The sequence below is a fragment of the Corynebacterium sp. zg-331 genome, from assembly GCF_014267345.1.
Classification (GTDB): Bacteria; Actinomycetota; Actinomycetes; order Mycobacteriales; family Mycobacteriaceae; genus Corynebacterium.
This window is the reverse complement of the sequence record NZ_JACMYD010000001.1, coordinates 276,644-296,101: the sequence shown is the minus strand read 5'-3', so window position 1 is coordinate 296,101 and position 19,458 is coordinate 276,644. Positions and strand designations below refer to the sequence as shown.

19 protein-coding genes and 1 pseudogene are annotated in these 19,458 nt (G+C 63.4%); 5 read left to right on the top strand and 15 right to left on the bottom strand.

Annotated elements, in window-relative coordinates:
- Positions 1 to 2: 2 nt before the first annotated feature.
- Positions 3 to 992, top strand: a complete 990-nt coding sequence (locus H7347_RS01470; protein WP_152821260.1) for a GTP pyrophosphokinase family protein — start codon at positions 3 to 5, stop codon at positions 990 to 992.
- 77 nt (positions 993 to 1,069) lie between these two features.
- Here the strand turns inward: H7347_RS01470 and H7347_RS01465 are convergent.
- The 4 genes and pseudogenes from H7347_RS01465 to ilvA all read right to left on the bottom strand — a co-directional run bounded on the left by H7347_RS01465 (position 1,070) and on the right by ilvA (position 3,597).
- Positions 1,070 to 1,464 (bottom strand): annotated as a pseudogene (locus tag H7347_RS01465) (RNA-binding S4 domain-containing protein).
- Positions 1,464 to 1,691, bottom strand: coding sequence for a hypothetical protein (locus H7347_RS01460; RefSeq protein ID WP_152820622.1), 228 nt, complete (start codon positions 1,689 to 1,691; stop codon positions 1,464 to 1,466). The pseudogene H7347_RS01465 and the gene H7347_RS01460 overlap by 1 nt, the downstream one beginning before the upstream one ends.
- A gap of 10 nt (positions 1,692 to 1,701) precedes the next feature.
- A complete protein-coding gene (locus H7347_RS01455) occupies positions 1,702 to 2,328 on the bottom strand; it encodes a YigZ family protein (RefSeq protein WP_152820621.1) in 627 nt (208 codons plus the stop codon).
- A gap of 3 nt (positions 2,329 to 2,331) precedes the next feature.
- On the bottom strand, positions 2,332 to 3,597 hold the full coding sequence (gene ilvA / locus H7347_RS01450) for a threonine ammonia-lyase IlvA (RefSeq protein ID WP_152820619.1): 1,266 nt from the start codon (positions 3,595 to 3,597) through the stop codon (positions 2,332 to 2,334).
- Positions 3,598 to 3,715: 118 nt separating this feature from the next.
- Here ilvA and H7347_RS01445 point away from each other — a divergent pair, with 118 nt between their 5' ends.
- Positions 3,716 to 4,786: an alpha/beta hydrolase gene (locus tag H7347_RS01445; RefSeq protein WP_186337093.1), complete on the top strand. Its 1,071-nt coding sequence runs from the start codon at positions 3,716 to 3,718 to the stop codon at positions 4,784 to 4,786.
- Between the two features lie 69 nt (positions 4,787 to 4,855).
- Here H7347_RS01445 and H7347_RS01440 read toward each other — a convergent pair whose 3' ends face one another.
- Together H7347_RS01440 and dnaE are read right to left on the bottom strand one after the other, a co-directional pair.
- A complete protein-coding gene (locus H7347_RS01440) occupies positions 4,856 to 6,190 on the bottom strand; it encodes an MFS transporter (RefSeq protein WP_152820617.1) in 1,335 nt (444 codons plus the stop codon).
- A gap of 40 nt (positions 6,191 to 6,230) precedes the next feature.
- Positions 6,231 to 9,791, bottom strand: coding sequence for a DNA polymerase III subunit alpha (gene dnaE / locus H7347_RS01435; protein ID WP_152820615.1), 3,561 nt, complete (start codon positions 9,789 to 9,791; stop codon positions 6,231 to 6,233).
- A gap of 72 nt (positions 9,792 to 9,863) precedes the next feature.
- On the opposite strand from dnaE, the gene rarD reads away from it, so the two are divergent.
- A complete protein-coding gene (gene rarD, locus H7347_RS01430; RefSeq protein ID WP_152820613.1) occupies positions 9,864 to 10,739 on the top strand; it encodes an EamA family transporter RarD in 876 nt (291 codons plus the stop codon).
- Here rarD and H7347_RS01425 read toward each other — a convergent pair.
- The 3 genes from H7347_RS01425 to lspA are packed head-to-tail and all read right to left on the bottom strand — an operon-like array spanning position 10,736 to position 12,749.
- Positions 10,736 to 11,314 (bottom strand): hypothetical protein, encoded by a 579-nt coding sequence (locus H7347_RS01425; RefSeq protein WP_152820611.1) that lies wholly within the window; start codon positions 11,312 to 11,314, stop codon positions 10,736 to 10,738. The two genes, rarD and H7347_RS01425, sit on opposite strands and share 4 nt — an antisense overlap.
- The gene (locus H7347_RS01420) at positions 11,311 to 12,237 is read right to left on the bottom strand and encodes an RluA family pseudouridine synthase (RefSeq protein ID WP_186337092.1); all 927 of its coding nucleotides are present in this window, start codon (positions 12,235 to 12,237) and stop codon (positions 11,311 to 11,313) included. The genes H7347_RS01425 and H7347_RS01420 overlap by 4 nt, the downstream gene beginning before the upstream one ends.
- On the bottom strand, positions 12,237 to 12,749 hold the full coding sequence (gene lspA, locus H7347_RS01415; RefSeq protein WP_152820609.1) for a signal peptidase II: 513 nt from the start codon (positions 12,747 to 12,749) through the stop codon (positions 12,237 to 12,239). Before lspA ends, H7347_RS01420 begins: the two co-directional genes overlap by 1 nt.
- Positions 12,750 to 12,815: 66 nt before the next feature.
- On the opposite strand from lspA, the gene H7347_RS01410 reads away from it, so the two are divergent.
- Positions 12,816 to 13,856 (top strand): hypothetical protein, encoded by a 1,041-nt coding sequence (locus H7347_RS01410; RefSeq protein WP_152820607.1) that lies wholly within the window; start codon positions 12,816 to 12,818, stop codon positions 13,854 to 13,856.
- A 151-nt stretch (positions 13,857 to 14,007) separates the two neighbouring features.
- Here H7347_RS01410 and H7347_RS01405 read toward each other — a convergent pair whose 3' ends face one another.
- From H7347_RS01405 to H7347_RS01385, 5 genes are all read right to left on the bottom strand, one after another.
- Complete coding sequence (locus H7347_RS01405; RefSeq protein ID WP_152820605.1) at positions 14,008 to 14,769, bottom strand: hypothetical protein; 762 nt, start codon at positions 14,767 to 14,769, stop codon at positions 14,008 to 14,010.
- Positions 14,770 to 14,784: 15 nt separating this feature from the next.
- Positions 14,785 to 15,090: a TNT domain-containing protein gene (locus tag H7347_RS01400; protein ID WP_152820603.1), complete on the bottom strand. Its 306-nt coding sequence runs from the start codon at positions 15,088 to 15,090 to the stop codon at positions 14,785 to 14,787.
- A gap of 107 nt (positions 15,091 to 15,197) precedes the next feature.
- A complete protein-coding gene (locus H7347_RS01395) occupies positions 15,198 to 15,911 on the bottom strand; it encodes a hypothetical protein (RefSeq protein ID WP_152820601.1) in 714 nt (237 codons plus the stop codon).
- 2 nt (positions 15,912 to 15,913) lie between these two features.
- The gene (locus tag H7347_RS01390) at positions 15,914 to 16,243 is read right to left on the bottom strand and encodes a TNT domain-containing protein (protein WP_227658968.1); all 330 of its coding nucleotides are present in this window, start codon (positions 16,241 to 16,243) and stop codon (positions 15,914 to 15,916) included.
- Positions 16,244 to 16,423: 180 nt separating this feature from the next.
- On the bottom strand, positions 16,424 to 18,211 hold the full coding sequence (locus tag H7347_RS01385; RefSeq protein WP_152820597.1) for a hypothetical protein: 1,788 nt from the start codon (positions 18,209 to 18,211) through the stop codon (positions 16,424 to 16,426).
- A 75-nt stretch (positions 18,212 to 18,286) separates the two neighbouring features.
- Here H7347_RS01385 and H7347_RS01380 point away from each other — a divergent pair, with 75 nt between their 5' ends.
- A complete protein-coding gene (locus tag H7347_RS01380) occupies positions 18,287 to 18,814 on the top strand; it encodes a hypothetical protein (protein WP_152820595.1) in 528 nt (175 codons plus the stop codon).
- A gap of 265 nt (positions 18,815 to 19,079) precedes the next feature.
- Here the strand turns inward: H7347_RS01380 and H7347_RS01375 are convergent, their stop codons facing one another.
- Complete coding sequence (locus H7347_RS01375; protein WP_152820593.1) at positions 19,080 to 19,442, bottom strand: hypothetical protein; 363 nt, start codon at positions 19,440 to 19,442, stop codon at positions 19,080 to 19,082.
- Between the last annotated feature and the right edge of the window lie 16 nt (positions 19,443 to 19,458).

Below are 19,458 nucleotides of genomic sequence, written 5' to 3'. Positions count from 1 at the left end.
CGATGTCCGATACCGTCATTGCCCGCCTGGGCACCACATATCACGCATGGGTGCGCGCGCACCCGCACGCCGCGGAGCGCTTCATCGACACCATCGAGGAATTGCTCTCCGACGCCGGCGTGACCTACGACCGGGTGGTGGCCCGCATCAAGGCCTGGCCCTCCCTCAAGGCCAAGGCCCGCAAGCGTACCGCCGACGGCAAGCCGCTCTACCCGGAGCCGTGGCAGAACATTCACGACCTCATCGGGGTGCGGGTGACCACCTTCCACTCCACCGAGATCCCGGTGGCCATCAACGTGCTGACGCAATCCTTTCACGTGGTGCGCTCCGTGGATAAGACCGCGGAAACCAGGGTCGCGGGGGACTTCGGTTACGGTTCACACCACCTGGTGCTGCGGGTGGAGGACGATTCCGAGGAGCTGGAGGAATACCGCGGAATGGTCTTTGAGGTGCAGGTGCGCACGGTGTTGCAGCACGCCTGGGCGGAGTTCGAGCACGACATTCGCTATAAGAGCGGCACCGATCACCTGGATCCCCGGGTGGATCGCGCCTTTACCCTGGCCGCGGGGTTGATCGAGCTGGCGGATCAACAGTTCGACCAGATCGCCGCGCTCAAGGGCGGTCGGGTAGAGGCCGGTGACGAGGTGGAACTCACCGCCCAAACCCTCCCCGGGGTGCTGGCGATGCTGCTCGAATCGCGCTTCCCGCGCTCGCGCTCGGATCACTACCGCTGGTTGGAGGAGTTGCTCAGCGCCCACGGGATCACGCGCGTATCACAGCTGCGGGATCTGCTTCAGGAATCCGATATCCGGGCGGTGCGCACGGCTATGAACTATCGCTACCGCCCTAGCCAGGTGCGCATCATCGACGACCTGCTGCTGCATCGCTACGGGCGCGAGCACATCGAGCTGACCGGCACCAGCGGGAACCGGGCCGAGCAGCGCCCGCAGCGGCTGGCCCGCAGGCTTCGCGCCCTGCGCGGCGCGCCATAGCCGCGCCCTTCGCCTCCGACGTCGTGCGCGTGCCGGTCCTGAACCCCGACGAGGAGCCGCTGCGCCAGCTTCAGCCCCTAACCTCGGCCGCGGAGCCGATCGAGCTGGCGACGCTCCTTCTTCGTGGGCCGTCCGCTGCCGCGATCGCGCTGCGGGAGTTGGAGAAAAACCTCCTTGGGGGGGGAGGCGGCGAGGTGTGATCCACGTAGCACTGAGTCGCCACCGCCGCCCCCACCCTTTTGCGCACGGTGGCGGTGACCTCCACGTCCACCTCCCGATGATGTGCCCACACGCGCACCCGATCCCCGGGCACCACCTGCTGGGCGGGCTTGACGCTCTCACCGTTGATCTTGACGTGTCCGGCGCGGCAGGCGGCGGCCGCCTCGGAGCGGGTCTTGAGCAGGCGCACGGCCCACACCCAGGCGTCGATGCGCACCGGCCCACCACCGGGCTGGGTTGCCTGCTGCGGCATCAGTCGGCGTCCCGGGGGTGGAGAATCCGGTCGATCTTCTTACGGTGGTAGAGCGATCCGCCCACTGCGACGAGGCAAATCAGGATCATCAGCCACCATTGATCGGCGGCACAGAGGATCACGGCCCCGTTGGCTATCGCCGCGAAGAAGGCCCATCCCAGCATGCTGTAGAGATGGACACGCACGGCCTGCGCGCGGGCCTCGGTGGGGTCCGATGGGGTGGTCATGGCGGTCATTCTACCCCTCCACCCAGGTGCTGCCCGCGGCGCGTGGGGCGGCCCTCCCTGAGGTCACCGCACCGATCGTGCGGGCCAATGCCTCCCCCTCGCCGGGGTCGGCCGCCAGGGTGAGCCGCGCCTGTTGACCGTAGTCCACGCCGGTGACGGTCACGCCCCTGGCCCGCAGTTCGGCCTCGTAGCGTCCGGCCTGGGCGTGCGGCAGATCGAGGTGCCACAGTTCTTTGCGCGCCCTTGTGGTGCGGGTGACCAGCGGCAAGGCCTCGCCCACGGAGTTGGAGTAGGCGTGTACCAGGCCCCCGGCGCCGAGCTTGATGCCGCCGAAGTAGCGCACCACCACGGCGGCGATGTCGAGCATGCCCGATCCACGCAGTTGTTCGAGCATCGGGGTGCCCGCGGTGCCGGAAGGCTCGCCGTCGTCCGAGGAGCGCTCGACCGGGTTGGCCCCCTCCACGTGGTAGAGGTAGGCGCTGCAGTGATGGCGGGCGTCGGGGAAGGCGGCGCGCACAGAGTCCACGAAGGCGCGCGCCGAGGCCTCGTCGGTGACCCTGGCGATGTGGGCGATAAAGCGCGAGCGCTTGATTTCCAGGGTGTGCGTAACGGTCCGGGCGGCGGGACGAAGATACATGTGTTAGATCAGAAACTCGTATTCCGGACTACCGGGGTGGAGTTGGCGGCAATCGAGGCGGGAGGCCGCCATGCGTTCCAGCAGGGGTTCCAGGTCCGCGGCAGCGCTGAGCTGGAGCCCCACCAGGGCGGTGCCGGTTTCCCTGTTGTTGCGCTTGAGGTATTCGAAGCGGGTGATGTCATCGCCCTGCCCTAGCACCTCTTCGAGGAAGTGGCGCAGCTGGCCGGGCTCCTGGGGAAAGTTCACCAGGAAGTAGTGCTTCAGCCCCCGGTGCACCAGGGAGCGCTCCATCACCTCGTTATAGCGCAGGACGTCGTTATTGCCCCCGGAGATGATGCACACCACCACCTCCCCGGGCTGGAACCGCAGTTCCCGCAGCGCCGCCACGGAAAGCGCCCCGGCGGGTTCCGCGATGATCCCCTCGTTTTGGTAAAGATCGAGCATCTCCGTGCACACGGAGCCCTCGGAGACGTCCATCGCGTGCAGGCGGCCGAGGTTGGCCTCCACGATCCGCCAGTTGAGATCGCCCAGGCGCTTGACGGCCGCGCCATCGACGAAGGGGTTCACGCTCTCCAGGGTCACCGGGGCATCGTTGCGGATGGCCGCTTGAAGGGAAGCTGCCCCGCGGGGCTCCACGCCGATCACGGCGGCGCGCGGGGCCATGTCCGCCACGTAGCTAAGCACCCCGGAGAGCAACCCGGCCCCGCCCACGGGCACCACGATGGTATCGAGCGACTTCCCCTCGGCCGTCAGCTGCGAGAGCACCTCGGCGGCCACCGTGCCCTGGCCGATGATCGTGGCGCGATTGTCAAAGGGTTCCACCACGGTGGCACCGCGGGCGGCGGCATCCGCGCGGGCGGCCTGGGCGGCCTCGTCGAAGCTATCCCCGGTGACCACCAACTCCACGGCCTCCCCGCCGTGAACCCTAATCCGGTCCCGCTTCTGCTTGGGCGTTTGGTTGGGCACGAAGATCCGACCCCGGATGCCAAAGGTCTTGCAGGCATAGGCCACGCCCTGGGCGTGATTGCCCGCCGACGCCGCGACGATCCCCGCCGCACGCTCCTGCTCGCTGAGCTGGCTGATCGCGTTCATCGCTCCGCGGATCTTGTAGGAGCGCACGCCCTGGAGATCCTCCCGCTTCAGGTAAATCCGCGCTCCCGTGGCCTCCGAGAGGCGTGGGCAGTATTGCAGTGGGGTGTACGCGATCGCGGAAGAAATCCGTGCCTGGGCCGACTGAATGTCCGAGGCGTGGATGGGCGTGCTACTCATGGTTGGCGATTCTAGTCGCTCGGGCGCCACCTCCATACGGGTGGTCACTTTAGTATTTCCCCCCTTCCTCACTTATATTCTTTTCGTCAATCCTTTATCAGGAAAGGTTATATCTCGCATGAAGCGCACCGCACTGAGCGTGGCCCTCGCCGCCACCCTCGCGGCCCCTGGTATCGCCCAGGCCGCCCCCTCCTCCAGCGACATCCCCAACCTGGAACACAACATCACCCTACCCGTGCCCGAGAATCTCGCCGCCCAGGGCAGCACCGGGGTCGTTGCCACCGCCCCCTATAATGAGCCCGCCGGGGCCATCCGCACCACCTTCGGGCAGCGCGGCCCCCACCCCGTGGCGGCCACCGACGAGACCCACGAGTGCACCGACCTGGTGTTCTCTCTGTATAACCAGATCCTGCGCTTCCAGCACGGCGTGCCCGGCGGCGCCCCCTGCTACGACACCTTCCCCGCGGGCAACGAGTCCCCGATGGGCAGCAAGTTCCTCTACCCCGCGGACATCGCCGCGATGGACAAGACTCCCCTGGTGATCCTCAGCCCCGGCATCGGCGCCGAGCCCGGCCTCGTCTCCCGCCAGGCGGAGCTGTACGCCTCGCACGGCTACGTGGTGGCCCTCGGGTATTCCTTCGTGAACTGGTTTGGCCACCAGGTCGAGCGCGCCGCCGCCGAGACCATCGCCGCCAACCAGGACGCCTCCTCTCCCCTGTTCGGCAAGGTCGATACCTCGCGGACCACCCTGGTGGGACACTCCGCCGGCGGCGGATCCGTGGTGCGCGTCTCCGAGACCTTAGAACAGGGCGCGCGCGCCGCCGGGGACCAGAGCTTCCGCGTCACCGGCGTGGTGGCCGTCAACCCCGGCCCCTCGGACTTCGGCCTGGCCTCCCCCGCCACCACCAAGCCGGTGCTCTTCGCCCTAGCCGAGAACGAATCCCTCGTGCCCCACCCGCTCTCGCGCATCCTCTACGATCGCGCCACCGGGCCTAAGTGGTGGGCCGTGGTCAATGGCTCTTACCACGGCACCTTCACCGGCGACCCGGCCGATTCCGTGCTCGGCGGCCTCGTGCTCTCCTTCGCGGAGTACACCACCGCCCACAGCCCGCGCAGCGCCGAGGTCTACGAGGGGAATGGCCTGGCCTCCGACTCCGAGCTGCACGGCGTGGAGCGCGCGGGGGTGTAGAAAACACTATAGGAAACGAAGGTATCTACGGGGGAGGCAACTTCACGATTACGGATAGGTCTTATTCCCCTATCCCAACCCCCTCCCCCGCTGCTCCGGCAGCGTCCAGGCGGCCAGGGCCGCGATCGCAAAAGCTGCACCGAAGATGCCGAAGAGCGCCCCGGTACCCCACCCGGCCACCACCGGCGGGACGATCAGCGGCGCGATGATGGAGGCCAGGCGGCCAAATCCGGCCGCGGCTCCCGTGCCCGTCCCGCGCAGCGCCGTGGGGTATAGCTCCGGCCCGATGGCATAGAGCGCGCCCCAGGCCCCGAGGTTGAAGAAGCTCAGCAAACATCCGGCCAGGATAATCAGCGCCACGGAATCCGCGTAACCGTAGAGCCCGGCCGCCAGCGCCGAACCCGCCAGAAAGGCCGCGAGGGTAACCCGCCGCCCCCACACCTCGATGAGCCAGGCTGCCGCCGCATAGCCGGGCAGCTGGGCCAGCGTGATAATCAGGGTAAAGTGGAAGGACTTCACCAGGCCAAAGCCATCGGCCACCAGCAGCGAGGGGATCCAGATAAACGCCCCGTAGTAGCTGAGATTAATGCAGAACCACACCACCCACAGCGCCGCCGTGCGCCCGCGCAAACCCGGGGCCCAGATACTGGGCGCCCCCAGCGCGTCCTCGTCCTCCCGGCCGCGCACCGGTTGCGCGGGGGCGTCGATCAGTTCGGCTTCGCGCTCAAAATCGACCACGATGCGTTCCGCCTCCTCGTGGCGCCCACGAGATTCCAGAAAGCGCACGGATTCCGGCAGCCGGGCGCGCACGTAGAGCGCATAGGCGGCGGGCAGGCAGCCCAGGGCAAGCGCCCAACGCCAGCCGCTCTCCGAGGCCGAGACGACGAATGCCCCGAGGGCGGCCGCGGCGATCCAGCCCAACGCCCAGAATGCCTCTAGGAGTACCACCAGGCGGGCGCGCAGGTGACGCGGGGAGAACTCCGAGACCAGCGTGGAGGCCACCGGTAGTTCCGCACCCAGGCCCAGGCCCACGATGAAGCGCAGCACCATCAGCGCCGTCAGGGAGGTGGCCAGCGCGGAAGCCCCCGTGGCCAGGCCGTAGACCAAGAGGGTGGCGGCAAAGACCTGCCTGCGCCCTAGGCGATCGGCCAGCAGGCCGCCGCAGGTCGCGCCGAGGGCCATGCCGAGGAAGCCGGCGGAGGCCAGCCAGGAGGCCTGAGCGGCGCCGAGATCCCAGTGCGCGACCAGGGCCGCCATGACAAAGGAGATGAGACCCACGTCCATGGCGTCGAGGGCCCAGCCGAGCCCGGAGCCCCACAGCATCTTCTTGTGTTTGGTCGTGAGCGGGAGGCGGTCGAGGCGCTCGGCGCGGGTAAGGCCCCCGGAGGAAGCATCGAGTGGCATGAACCACAATATAGCCCCTCGGGTAGCCGCGCGGGGATTTTTAGCCCAGGATGCCGGTGCCCATCGTGGCCTTGAGGTCGCCCATCAGGGAGGCCGAGCGCTCCACCCGCAGGTGCTCGCCCAGGATCATGAGGGTGGATTCCTCCCCGTTGACCAGCTTCAGGTACACGTCGGACTCCCCCTTGTTGGCCACCAGCACGTCCTTGAGCTTCTTGATGTTCATCGGCGTGCACTGGTCGGTACGCATGGTCAGGCGCAGCGGCAGGCCGCTGCCGTTGCCCGGGCCGAGTTCCGGTACCTTGAGGTCGTCGCAGAACAGGCTGGTGCGCTCGTCCCGGATGGACACGTGCGCCTTGGCCAGGATGATATTGTCCTCCACGATCTGAGAACTCACCAGGGCGTAGACCTTGTTGAACACCAGCAGATCAGTCTGCGCTCCGTTGTGATCCTCCACGGTGACGATCGCCCAGGGGGAACCGTCCTTCTTGGAAAAGCGTCGATCCACCCCGGAGATGATGCCGCCGATGGTCACCTCCTGGCCGTGGCGCACCTCCCCGCCCAGGATGGTGGTGATCGCCGTGTCGGTCTGGGCGGCCAGGGCCTCCTCGAAGCCATCCAGGGGGTGCCCGGAGACGTAGAGGCCCAGCATCTCGCGCTCCAGGGCCAGCTTATGCTTGCGGTCCCACTCCGCGTCTGGCACCTCGATGGCAAAGACGTTATCCATCGCCTCGTCCTGGCCGCCCAGGCCCGCAAACAGATCGAATTGCCCCTTGTCCGCCGCCTTTTTGGTGGAGGTCACGGCGTCCACGGCGTCCTCGTGGATGAGGGTCAGCCCCTTGCGCGGCAGGCCCAGGGAGTCGAAGGCCCCGGCGCGGATGAGCGACTCCGTGATGCGCTTGTTACAGGGCAAAAGCTCGATCTTTTCTAGGTAATCCCCAAAGTCCTTGTACGCCCCCTTGGCCTTGCGGGTGCGCACGATGGAATCCACCACGTCCTTGCCCACGTTGCGGATGGCCCCCAGGCCGAAGCGGATGTCCTCGCCCACGGCCATGAAGTCGTTGTGGGACTCATTGACGTCCGGGGAGAGCACCCGGATGCCCAGGTGACGGCAGTCGGCCAGATAGATAGCGGACTTATCCTTCTTATCCGCCACAGAGGACAGCAGGGCCGCCATATATTCCGGGGCGTAGTGGGCCTTAAGGTAGGCCGTCCAGAAGGACACCAGCCCGTAGCCCGCGGCGTGGGACTTATTGAAGGCGTAGGAGGCAAAGGGCTCGATAGTGCCCCACAGCGCATCCACCGCAGCCTTGGAGTAGCCGTTATCCTTCATCCCCCCGGCGAACTTCTCGTACTGCTTGGCCAGCACCTCGGGCTTTTTCTTACCCATGGCCTTGCGGAAGTTATCGGCCTCGCCGGCAGTGTAGTTGGCCACCTTCTGGGAGATGCGCATGATCTGCTCCTGGTAGACGATCAGGCCGTACGTCTCGTCAAGGATCTCGCGCAGCGGCTCCTCCAGCTCCGGGTGGATGGGGGTGATCGGCTTGCGGCCGTTTTTGCGATCCGCATAATCCCAGTGGGCGTTCACGCCCATCGGGCCGGGTCGATACAGGGCCAGGGAGGCCACGATGTCCTTGAAACCCGTGGGCTGCATGCGCTTGAGCAGTTCCTGCATGCCACCGCTATCGAGCTGGAACACGCCCAGGGTTTCGCCGCGACTGAGCAGCTTATAGACCTCCTCGTCCTCGGTCTCCAGGGTCTCGAGCAGCACCTCTTCCCCGCGATTGGCCTTGATGTTCTCGATCGCGTCACCAATCACGGTGAGGTTGCGCAGGCCCAGGAAGTCCATCTTGAGCAGGCCGATGGCCTCGCAGGCGGGATAGTCCCAGCCGGTGATCAAAGCGCCGTCGGCCGCGCGCTTCCACATGGGGATGTGATCGAGCAGCGGCACGGAGGCCATGATCACCGCGCAGGCGTGCACGCCCGCCTGGCGCACCACCCCCTCCAGGCCGCGCGCGGTCTCGTAGATCTGCTTGACGTCCGGGTCGGACTCGATCAGCGAGCGCACCTCGCCGGCCTCGGCGTAGCGCTCGTGGCTGGGGTCGGTGATCCCGGCCAGCGGGATGTCCTTGGCCATGATGGCGGGGGGCAGCGCCTTGGTGATGCGGTCGGCAATCTGATAGCCGGGCTGGCCGAACTGCACCCGGGCGGAGTCCTTGATCGCCTGCTTGGTCTTGACCGTGCCGAACGTGATCACCTGGGCGATCTTGTCCTCGCCCCAGCGGTCCGAGGCGTAGCGGATCATCTCGCCGCGGCGGCGATCGTCGAAGTCGATGTCGATATCCGGTGCGGAGGGCCGCTCCGGATTGAGGAATCGCTCGAAGAGGAGGTCGTGCTCGATGGGGTCGATGTTGGTGATCGTCAGGGCGTAGGCCACCAGGGCACCGGCCGCCGAGCCACGCCCCGGCCCCACCCGGATGCCCACGGAACGGGCGTGCTTGATGAGCTCGGCCACGATGAGGAAGTACGAGGGATAGCCCTTCATGTCGATCACGCCGATCTCGTACTTGGCGCGCTCGATGTATTCTTGCGGCACCTCCCGGCCGGGGAAGCGATCGCGCAGACCCTCCATCACCTCGTGGGTGAGCCAGGAGGTTGGGGTCTCGCCCTCGGGCACGTCCGCGATGGGCATGCGGTCGTGCGGGTGATCCTCCCACAGCTCCCCGTAATCGCCCACGCGCTCGGCGATCCACAGGGTGTTATCGCAGCCATCGGGCACCATCTCGTCCCAGATCTCGCGCATCTGGGCCGCAGACTTGATGTAGTAGCCATCGCCGCCGAACTTGAAGCGATCGGGATCGTGCAGGGTTTTGCCCGTTTGCACGCACAGCATGGCCTCGTGCGGCTGGGACTGGGATTGCAGCACGTAGTGGCAGTCGTTGGTGACCAGGGGCGGCAGCCCCAGTTTGCGGCCGATCTCCAGGAGTTCGGAGCGCACCCGCGTCTCGATGTCCAGGCCGTGATCCATCAGTTCGAGGAAGTAATTATCCTTGCCATAGATGTCCTGCCACATCGCCGCGGCCTCCAGGGCCTTATCGAATTGCCCCAGGCGCAGGCGCGTTTGCACGTCCCCCGAGGGGCATCCGGTGGTGGCGATGATGCCGTCGGCGTGCTCCGCGATGAGGTCGGCGTCCATGCGCGGCCATTTGCCCAGTTGTCCCTCGTAGGAGGCCATGGAGGAAAGATAGAAGAGATTGCGCAGGCCAGTGGCGTTCTCCGCGAGCATGGTCTGGTGCAGGTAGGCGCCGGAGGCGGAGACGTCGTCGGACTTCTGGTGCGGCTCGCCCCAGCGCACGCGGTTTTTGTTGAAGCGCGATTCCGGGGCCATGTACGCCTCGATGCCGATGATGGGCTTGATCCCGGTCTCCACCATCTTGCGGTAAAAGGCGTTGGAACCAAACATATTGCCGTGATCGGTGATGCCCACCGCCGGCATGCCCTGACGGGCCACCTCCTCGGCCAGCATGTCCACCTTGGCCATCCCGTCGAGCATGGAATATTCCGTGTGATTATGCAGGTGCACAAAGGAGGAGTTCTTGGCCATGCCGCTCAGTCTATCGGCTCGCGCAAATCCCGCCCCGGCGCGCGCCTCCCGCCCACCGGCTAGAGTAACTGCATGGTTTACGGCGTCCTCGCGTATCTCCTCTGGGGTCTCTTCCCCGCCTTCTTCCCGCTGCTCAAGCCGGCCGGGGCGGTGGAGATCCTGGCCCACCGCATCGTCTGGGCCGCCGCGCTCATGGCCCTGGTGCTCAGCATCACCAGGGGCTGGGGCGAGTTGCGTCGCGCCCCGCGCACCACGTGGTGGCGCATGGCGGCAGCTGGCGTGCTCATCGCGGCCAATTGGCTGATCTACATCGTGGCCGTCAATTCCGGGCACGTGACCGACGCCGCCCTGGGCTACTTCATCAACCCCCTGGTCAGCGTGCTATTAGGGGTGCTGGTTCTGGGCGAGCGGCTGCGCTCCCCGCAGCTGGTGGCGGTGCTCCTGGCCGCCGCGGCGGTGGCGTGGCTAGCCGTCGTCGGCGGGCAGCCCCCGGTGCTCGCCCTGGGCTTGGCCTTGAGCTTCGGCGTGTACGGGCTGCTCAAAAAGCAGATCACCGTCTCCGGCCCGGCGGGCCTGGCCGCCGAGACCCTGGTGCTCGCCCCGCTTGCGCTGGGTTACCTGATCCTCCTGGAGGCCACCGGCCGCGGCACGGCGCTCGACCATGGCCCCGCCCACGCTGGGCTGCTCGCGCTCTCCGGGGTCATCACGGTCATTCCCCTGCTGTTGTTCGCCCGGGCTACCAAGGTCATCACCCTCTCGACCATCGGCATGTTGCAATATCTCACCCCCACGATGCAGATGTTCTGGGCGCTCTTTGTGGTCCGGGAGGACGTCTCCGCGCAGCGCTGGGTGGGCTTCGTGCTGATCTGGGTAGCGGTGGCGATCTTTCTGTGGGACGCCATGCGTCACCGCGCCCGGCACCCACGCGGGACGGCCTCCGACGTTTAGGCCCCGCCGTGATCCATCGGCAGGGTAAAGCGGATGCCGAATAGCCCCCACACCGCGTCTGCGGGGAGCACCTCCACGGCCGTGAGCTCGTCTCGGTGCTCGTCCGCCCAGGCGCGCAGTCCGGCCCCGGTATCGCGCACCACGACCGCGCTCAGGCGCGGCTCGGCGGTGTCGTAGACCGCCCGGGTGCGCTCCATCCCGAGCGCGAGCGTCTCGGCGCGGGGGGCACCTGCCACCGGCTCCGGCAGCGCGGTGACGTGCACCGCGTCCACCACCTCCGCGCTGACCCTTGCCAACGGTTCCACCAGCGCACCGGCCCGCTCCGGGTCGAGCCAATCGCGAAACACCACCAGCGCGTAAGCCTGCTGATCCCCCGGGGCGTCGCGCAGACTCGCCGCCGCCCGCGCCTGGTATTCCGGATACGATTCCTCCTTCTCTATGCCCACGGAGTCGCCGTTGAACAACGGCGCATCCGCCCCGCGGGAGCGCACCCAGGATCCCACCACCAGCACGCCGCCCAAAAAGATCACCAAGATCACCGATGGAGCCAGCGCGCGGGTGATCCGAACGCTCATGCGCGCACCTTCTCCAGCGCGGCCTCCAGATCCGCCGGGTATGGGGCCTCCACCTCCATCCATCGCCCGTCGGCGGGGTGATAAAAACCCAGGCGCACCGCGTGCAGCCACTGGCGGGTCAGCCCCAGGCGGCGGGCCAGCTGCGGGTCGGAGCCATACATTAGGTCGCCGCAGCAGGGGTGATGCAGGGCGGACATGTGCACGCGGATTTGATGGGTGCGCCCCGTTTCCAGGCGCACTTCCAGCAGCGTGGCCTCGGGGAAGGCCTCGATGGTGTCGTAGTGCGTCACCGCGGGCTTGCCGTCGGTGGTCACCGCGAAGCGCCAGCCGGAGGAGGGGTGGCGGCCGATGGGGGCGTCGATGGTCCCGGTGAAGGGATCGGGGTGGCCCTGCACCAGCGCGTGATACGTCTTGGTCACCGTGCGCTCCTTGAAGGCGCGCTTGAGCACGGAATACCCCCGCTCGGAGGCGGCCACCACCATGACCCCGGAGGTGCCCACGTCCAGGCGCTGCACGATGCCCTGGCGCTCGGGCGGGCCGGAGGTAGAGATGCGGAAGCCCGCCCCGGCCAACCCCCCCACCACCGTGGGGCCCTCCCAGCCCACGGTGGGGTGCGCGGCCACCCCCACCGGCTTGTGCACGGCGATCACGTCGGAGTCGTAATAAAGAATGTCCATGCCCTCAACGCGCTCCGGGGTGGGCTCCACCGAGGTGACCGGCTCCGGCAGCGTCACCGTCAGCAGGCTCCCCGCGTGCAGGCGCGCGGACTTACCCGCCGCCACACCATCGACGAGCGCGTCACCCGCCTCCGCCAGGTCGGCCGCCGCGCTGCGGGAAAGCCCCAGGAGCTTGGACAGGGCGGCGTCGATGCGCATACCCACCAGACCCTCCGGCACGGGGAGGCTGCGGACTTCCCGCGCCATCAGCCCACCTCCTTGGTGCCGCGCTCCGCGAGGAGCATACCGATGAGAAAAATCACCACTCCGACGGTAATACACGCATCCGCGATATTAAATACCGCAAAGCCGCCCACGGAGATGAAATCCACCACGTGCCCCAGGAAGAACTGCGGGGCGCGCAGCAGCCGATCGAGGAGGTTGCCCAGCGCGCCGCCGCCCACCAACGCCAGACCCACGGCCGTCCAGGGATCGCGCACCCGGGGGGCCGCCACCGCCACGGCGACCACGAAGGCGATCTGGAAGCAGGTGAACAACCAGGTGGAGTTCTGGCCCATCGAAAAAGCCGCGCCGGGATTAAAGAGCAGCAGGAACCGGAACCAGTCCCCCACGACCGGCTGCGGCACCCCCGGCTCCAGCCAGGCCAACATGATCGCCTTGACCGCCTGATCCACCGCCGCCACGATCAGCACCGTGGCGGCCATCATCACCACATAGGGCCGCTTCTTCTCCATTGCGCGCTGCGTCACGGCTCCCATTGTTCCCCATCGCCACCGCCTGGCACCACCGCACCCCGCCGGTTCCCTGACGGTAAGTTGGACACCGTGCGTGTACCTGGTTTCCCCTCCGCTCCCTCCCGCCCGCGCTTCAGCGCCTCCCAGCGCGGGCGCACCCTGCTGTGTGCGCTCAGCGCCTGCGTCCTGATGCTGGGGGCCTGCTCCGCCGAGGAGAATACCCCCACCGTGGAGGCACCCGTGGCCCTCCAGGTCGATCCGGCCCGCGTGCTGCTGCACAATCCCGGTACCGCTCCCCACCGCACCCTGGAATACGCCGCCGAGTGGCCCGAACAGCAGGTCACCGTGGCCGTGACCACCGGCTTCCGGCAGCAGGTGATGCGTGCCGACGCCGTGGAGGTCCAGGCCCCCGAGGCCTCACAGGATGCCCCCGACCTCCCGGGGGCCGAGACCATCACCCTGCCGCTGCGGGCAACAGGCAGCGCCGAAGACGGCACACACCGCGTGGAAACAGCCCTAGGCCAACCCGCCTCCTCACTCTCGGAAAACAACGCCGAACTGGGAACCGCCCGGGGCTTCACCCTGGGCTGGCAGGGCGACGCCAGCGGGCGGATCAGCACCGTGGATCTGGCCGCCCCCGCAGAGGCGAGTGATACGGGGCGCGCACTCACGGAGAAGGCCTTGATGAAGCTGCTCTCCCTCCCCGTGATCTTCCCCGCAGAACCCGTAGGAGTGGGAGCCGTGTGGAGCGTGGACTCGCGGGTCACCGGGGAGGCCACGCTGCTGCAAACCACCACCTACACGCTCACCGCGCTGGATGGGGATTCCGTGGAACTAAGCGTAAGCGTGCAGCAGCGGCCCGCGCAGGGGGCGCTGGTGATGTCTGATGCGGGGGCTGTTGGGGGCTCGGATTCTTTGGAGACTCCGGCAACGGAGAGCGCGGCTGGAGGCGATGACACCCTGGACGTGATGAACGCCAATACCAGCAGCACCGGAACCCTGCGGCTTAGCCTCAACGGTGCCCTCCCCCGCGAGGGCACCGTTGCCCTGACCACCCGCGTGGTGTACGGACAACAGGAGTCCGACGTCCGGGTGGTGCAGGATACCGCCACGCGGCTGCGGTTTCATTAGGGAGATTTATTCGCAGGATCTCACCTACCAGCGATGCGGTATTCACATGGCGGCTTAACCGGACAAAATGAACATAGGGCAGCCTAGATCTTACTACAGCAACTCCATTAATAAACCTCACACCCTTCAAAATTACCACAAAAAGTACTTATTATATCAACCCATCAATTTTATCGAGAGATTTCACATTACCCACAGTAAAGAGCAGGGAAATGTAATCCTCTATATCTAAATCAAATCCCCAAGAAAGATCGGAACTATCCAACCAAACATTCTTATACCAATCGCGGGGATTATCCGTAGAGAAAAACACAAAACCCGGGCCTGGAGAAAGTTTTTCCAGGTCACCCTTCATCAATATTTCCCGATAAGCCTCCCACCATTCGTTACCTTGAGAAAAATTATCAACGTGAGGATTAAGACTGCCATCAGCACACACCTGCACATAGCTGGAATTCTGCACTATTTTATTCCCAAAGAAAGAACGCCTCCCCAGACCAACCCACAATTCAGAATCGATAAAATGATCCAGCACACAATTTCGCATGACGTACTTCCAGGCGAGATCGAATGAACTCGTCTGGTCTATCCCGCCCGACCCCTCTTCATTTCTATCGCACAAAGAAGTAACACACCATCCCGAGGGAAGTTGGTTTCGGCGACGCACACCCAAATAACGTCCCCCCAATTCCAACGGGGAATCTGTGCCGTACATGAGGTATTTATCCCCTAGCCACAAACCGCGGTCAACTTTTTCACCAAAGTATTCGCTGACCTTTTTCTCATAGCATTGCACCCCGCGCACCGCCAAGGACCAATCGCTATCGTCCAAAGGCGCTATGGGGAGATACCAGGGTCGATTATCGCTATTCACGTTAGCGATCTTATGCGAGGCATAGTCCATCACCTGCATGGTCAAGTCCTTCCCTTACTCAACTTCTCGCAAGATTCCATGAGCAACAAGTTCCTCTACAGAGAAGAACTCTACATCCACCGGCTCCCCATTGCGATAAAGCACCTTTTCAAACAGGTACTGAGTTCCACCACCGGGCTGCTCAAACGCAGGAGCAATTTTTCCATATCTCATTTGAACCCCCTCCGGCAGAGGGGTATCCGTTCGCTCAAATTTTGCATAGTACCTCATCTCAATCCACGGAGGAAGTGAACGCATGGGAAACGAATCTGTAGCATTCCATAGATAGTTTCCCTTTTTACTACCAAGCCTATCAATCATCAAAACTCCTAGAAATTATACACAAGGGACAACTCCAATAACCCTACCACATAGCCGCAATATACTATCGAAAAATAAAACCTCCTTATTGCATAAAGTAGAGGAACCTAAGACAGTGCAGTCTCAAACAAAAGTTCCACATAATCCTCAATGTCAAGCCCCAGGCCCCAGGAAAGATCTGTATCCAATTCATTTCCTGCATGATACCATTCCGAGGGGTCATCGCGATGATAAAAAATACACCCAGGGCCGGGAAAAAAGAAATCCTCTCCCCATAATTCTCTCGATTCGCAAAGGAGATCGTTCCAGAAAAAACCATCCTCTTCGGGGTTCCCCTCCTCAATGTCACCATGCATTGATATACGAAAAGTCCGTACATGATCGGGGATCAACCTTCTAAAGACCGTATGCCTTAACTCTGACCGCCAGATGTGCCAAAAATCATTATAAGCACAAGAATGCATAGCATCTTTCCACACCACATCAAAGGAACTCCGCTGCCATCCAATCGTCTCGTCACCACGATCCGAAAGCGTAGCTTTCATCCATCCAGAAGGTATCTGCCTCCTATGACGCACCCCCGAGTACCCATCACCATTCTCCAATAACCCTTCAGTACCGTAGACAAGATACTCATCCCCTAACCATAGCCCCTTATTTTCCTCCTTTCCAAGATAACGGCGAGCACACTCCTCGTATTTATTCACGCCACGAACGGCCGTATCCCAATCCTTATCCGACAGCGGAGCAATCGGCAAAGAATATCTACCACCGCTGTTTTTTTCTGCAAATTTTAGACTTCCATATTCCATAACGATCATAGCTAAACCACCTTTCTGAAAATTTTAAGTTTTATCAATTCTTGCAGGCTGACTAGTTCAACTTCTGGACCATTCTTCCCTATACCTGTGATTCTTTCAAATATATACTGCGTTCCACCACCAGGCTGTTCAAACGCGGGAGCGATCTCACCGAAACGCACCCTAATATCATCCGGCAACGGCTTATCCGTCCTGACAACCTTCGTGTACTTCTCAAAAGGCCTGTCCGGATGCATAGACCTCATCGGGAAGGAGTCTCCGGCGTCGCCCAAAAACTTTCCGTTTAAGTTACCTATTCTATCAAGCACCTTTCCTTCAGGTAGATCTTTCATCAAGGTCGTGATTGGATTTCCCTCCGAATCGAGAACAAAACCATTCTTTGGTGGCCACTTCGGATTATCTACCGGTCCCCATTTTTCAACAAACTCTGGATGCGTGAGATCCCCATAAGGACGATAGTCATCGGGGAAGAACTCTTCGTTCCGAATAGCAGGCGGAACAGTGTCGGCATTCTACCCCTCCGCACGATACCACGCAGGGGATGGATCAACTTTAGCCGTTCCGTTCGATGTCGGGGCCTGCTGCAAAGAAGAAACTCGAGAAGGTACAGTTTCCGGCTTGGCAGCCTGTGGTTTTTTCGGTGTGCCCTCTACGGGTTTCCTCGGATTTTTCCCTTGAACACGTGGGGAAATTTGCGCAGGCTTCGGCGTTACCTTAGGTGGCGGCACCGGCTGCGTCGGCTTCTTAGGCTTTATAGCCTTACCAACCTTATCTACACCCTTCAGGCCAATAAGGTTTGTTGCAGTAAGCGCCACCGCCTCTGGGTACTCTTTATTCCTCCATTCATCATAAGCGATCGCTTCTTTCCCAACAGCCTTCCATGCCTCTTTAGGAGATACATTATCACTAGCACCAACCAGTGATCCTGGCCCATCACGCCATGATTCTTTTACTCCAGGGCCGCCATCTTTTCCCAAGCCAACCAGAGGAGCGCTTGCAGCGATTCCATCACCCACTGACTCATAGACCGCCTTTGTGCCACGGTGAACTAACCGTTCCCCCTTAGCTAGACCTCTTTCTACCTTGCCATCAGAGTTCTCCCGTTTCTTAATACTCTTATCACTCTCTTCAAATTTATCATGTCCCCATTCATTGACCTTCTTGACCCCGCTTCGGATCTTATCTTTTACACCCTTGCGAAATCCCTTATTTTCCTCCTTACTTTTACCAACGGATGCCTTATCCAGATTCCGGTTCGGGGAAGAATTATTTCTGACCCCACTACGTTCCTGCACATACGGGTCCGGCTGCGGCCCACCCACAGCCTTGATCTTCCTCCTCGGCGCATTAGGTGGCAACGGCTTACCCACCTGGCTATAATCCGGCGGCAACGGATCTTTCCCGGGGCGTACATGTTTTTCGAAATCGCTATTTCCACCCCGGGAATTAACTTCCTTAGAAAAATCGCGTTGATAGTTAAGATTGAAAGTCCCGTCCTTATTGAGTAGTTGCCCCTCCGGGACTACACATTTTTTATTCGGATCCGCCGGTGGACTCTTCAACAAGTCTTTACCAAGCAAGTTCTCACTTTGCACGGGAGAGTTCCCGCTCGTTGGTTGCTGTGGCCCACCAATCGACTTAATCTTCCTCCTAGGCGTTCCAGGAGGCAGCATTTTCGTCTCCGGCTGCTTAGCAGGCGGCTTAGGCTGCGTACCTGTTTTAACCGCACTTGTCTTAGGCGCAGCGGGCATAGGATTTCCGCTCCCCTTTTGGGAAGAAGGCGGCTGTCCAAAGCCTTTGATCTTTTGCCGCTGGGGGGTTTGGCTTCCCTTTGTCCCCTTGGCCTTGTAAGGACTCGCGCCGGTACTCTTTTTCTTGTCCGGGTCCGCCACCACCGGCAAAGCAGTGGTGCGCTGGGGATCTATCACCTGAACCAGTCGGTTGTCCTCACCCACCTCATACCAGGTGGGCACCTTGCGGCCGGAAACATCGTAGGCCCAGGGGGCTTGGACATGTTCCACCACGTTTCCCTGGGCGTCCACGATGTCCACGGAGCCATCGGCGTTTTTGTTCATTCGCCCACTGGGCGGCACGTCCATCTCAAAGACGTGCTCGCGGGGCGAATCCGGGCCTTCCAGGAGCACCAGCGATTGCTTGCGTCCGCCGCCCCAGTCGATGTCGGCGCGATGGGAACCATCGCGGCGTCGTGCTCGTCTCGCCATGACCGCCGCCGCACCGGCCACGGCCCCGCCGGTGCCCAGCAGCCCTTCCCCGGGTGTGTCGGCAGCGGGCTTATTCATCTGCGCAGGTGCTTGTTGCCGATTATCCGTGTCCTCCTCTAGCGGTGGCGCCGGGGCTTCGCTCTCCTCAGGGGCTTGCCCACCCTCACTGCGCAGGGGCGCACCGGCCTGGTCAAGGGCTTCAAAGAGCCGTCCGACCACGGACTCATCGCTTACCACGGACGTCCCTTGCCCGGTAGCGGGATCGGTGACGATCACCTCGCCGGTCGCTCGTCCAGCATCGTCCACCACCAGCGCACGCCCCTGGCCGTCATCGACCACCCGCACTCGCCGCGAATCTGCCCCGTTCCCGTTATCAGCTCCCGCGGCCTCCGGCACGGTGATCTCCCAGGAGCGCACCCGGGGCACGTTCGAGCGGGCACCGCCGGGGCCGAGGTCACCGTTCTCTCCCCCGGCGGGTGGCTGCGCGGGGGTACCCCCCTCCTGGTGGCCTCGGCGTGTATCGCCCAAGCCGCCCAGGCGCATGTCTCGGGAGTATTCGGAATCATGCGCTCCGAATCCCTCGTAGTGATGCATCCGTCCGGGTGGGGTGTCTCCATCGCTCCAGCGGTGAGTTCGCTGATGCCCGCCGGTCGCATCATCCGGCACCGGGACCGGAGCTAAACCTATGTCGCTTGCGCCATCGGTCATCGGCTGCTCACCGGCAGGCACGCCGGGATTATTCGGCCCACCCACGCACACATACCCGGGCCATGCCCCAGGCCCGGGTTCTTGCCCGGGGTGGGTCGCTCGCCATAATGCCTCCTGCGTGGAGTTCCAGGCGGCGGTCTCACGCTGGCACCGTTCCTCCGGCGTTTCCGCCTGCACCATCGGGGCACACAACACATGCATCGCACCCGCCACGAATAACACCCGAAACAATGCCTTGTTATTCAAGATGCCGCCCCGCATACTTCTGACGCACCGATCCCCACAGGCCCATCGCGCCTGCGGTTAGCAGGGCACCGGCGCACATCATGGCCACAATGTATACCAGCATTACAGGCACGTAGCCCCATCGCTCAATCGCCGCGCCCATTGATTGCCCCAGGGCCAGCACGGCAATCATCGCGGCGAAGCCCACTGCGGCTTTGCCGATCCCCGCCCACGCCGCCGAGGCCGTTGGCTCTCGGGGATCACTCGGCGGAGGTCCCTCTATCGGATACACATCCTTATCGGCAACCTGTTCCCGGTATTCCGCTCCCGCCAGGGTATCGGTGCTGTCCTCGCCGTACCACTCGTGCTGTCCCATAACGTTCCCCTTTTTT

Coding starts and splice junctions, on each gene's coding strand:
- H7347_RS01470 (WP_152821260.1), top strand. CDS start 3: ATGTCCGATACCGTCATTGCCCGCCTGGGCACCACATATCACGCATGG.
- H7347_RS01460 (WP_152820622.1), bottom strand. CDS start 1,691: ATGACCACCCCATCGGACCCCACCGAGGCCCGCGCGCAGGCCGTGCGT.
- H7347_RS01455 (WP_152820621.1), bottom strand. CDS start 2,328: ATGTATCTTCGTCCCGCCGCCCGGACCGTTACGCACACCCTGGAAATC.
- ilvA (WP_152820619.1), bottom strand. CDS start 3,597: ATGAGTAGCACGCCCATCCACGCCTCGGACATTCAGTCGGCCCAGGCA.
- H7347_RS01445 (WP_186337093.1), top strand. CDS start 3,716: ATGAAGCGCACCGCACTGAGCGTGGCCCTCGCCGCCACCCTCGCGGCC.
- H7347_RS01440 (WP_152820617.1), bottom strand. CDS start 6,190: ATGCCACTCGATGCTTCCTCCGGGGGCCTTACCCGCGCCGAGCGCCTC.
- dnaE (WP_152820615.1), bottom strand. CDS start 9,791: ATGGCCAAGAACTCCTCCTTTGTGCACCTGCATAATCACACGGAATAT.
- rarD (WP_152820613.1), top strand. CDS start 9,864: ATGGTTTACGGCGTCCTCGCGTATCTCCTCTGGGGTCTCTTCCCCGCC.
- H7347_RS01425 (WP_152820611.1), bottom strand. CDS start 11,314: ATGAGCGTTCGGATCACCCGCGCGCTGGCTCCATCGGTGATCTTGGTG.
- H7347_RS01420 (WP_186337092.1), bottom strand. CDS start 12,237: ATGGCGCGGGAAGTCCGCAGCCTCCCCGTGCCGGAGGGTCTGGTGGGT.
- lspA (WP_152820609.1), bottom strand. CDS start 12,749: ATGGGAGCCGTGACGCAGCGCGCAATGGAGAAGAAGCGGCCCTATGTG.
- H7347_RS01405 (WP_152820605.1), bottom strand. CDS start 14,769: ATGCAGGTGATGGACTATGCCTCGCATAAGATCGCTAACGTGAATAGC.
- H7347_RS01400 (WP_152820603.1), bottom strand. CDS start 15,090: ATGATTGATAGGCTTGGTAGTAAAAAGGGAAACTATCTATGGAATGCT.
- H7347_RS01395 (WP_152820601.1), bottom strand. CDS start 15,911: ATGATCGTTATGGAATATGGAAGTCTAAAATTTGCAGAAAAAAACAGC.
- H7347_RS01390 (WP_227658968.1), bottom strand. CDS start 16,243: ATGAAAGATCTACCTGAAGGAAAGGTGCTTGATAGAATAGGTAACTTA.
- H7347_RS01385 (WP_152820597.1), bottom strand. CDS start 18,211: ATGAATAAGCCCGCTGCCGACACACCCGGGGAAGGGCTGCTGGGCACC.
- H7347_RS01375 (WP_152820593.1), bottom strand. CDS start 19,442: ATGGGACAGCACGAGTGGTACGGCGAGGACAGCACCGATACCCTGGCG.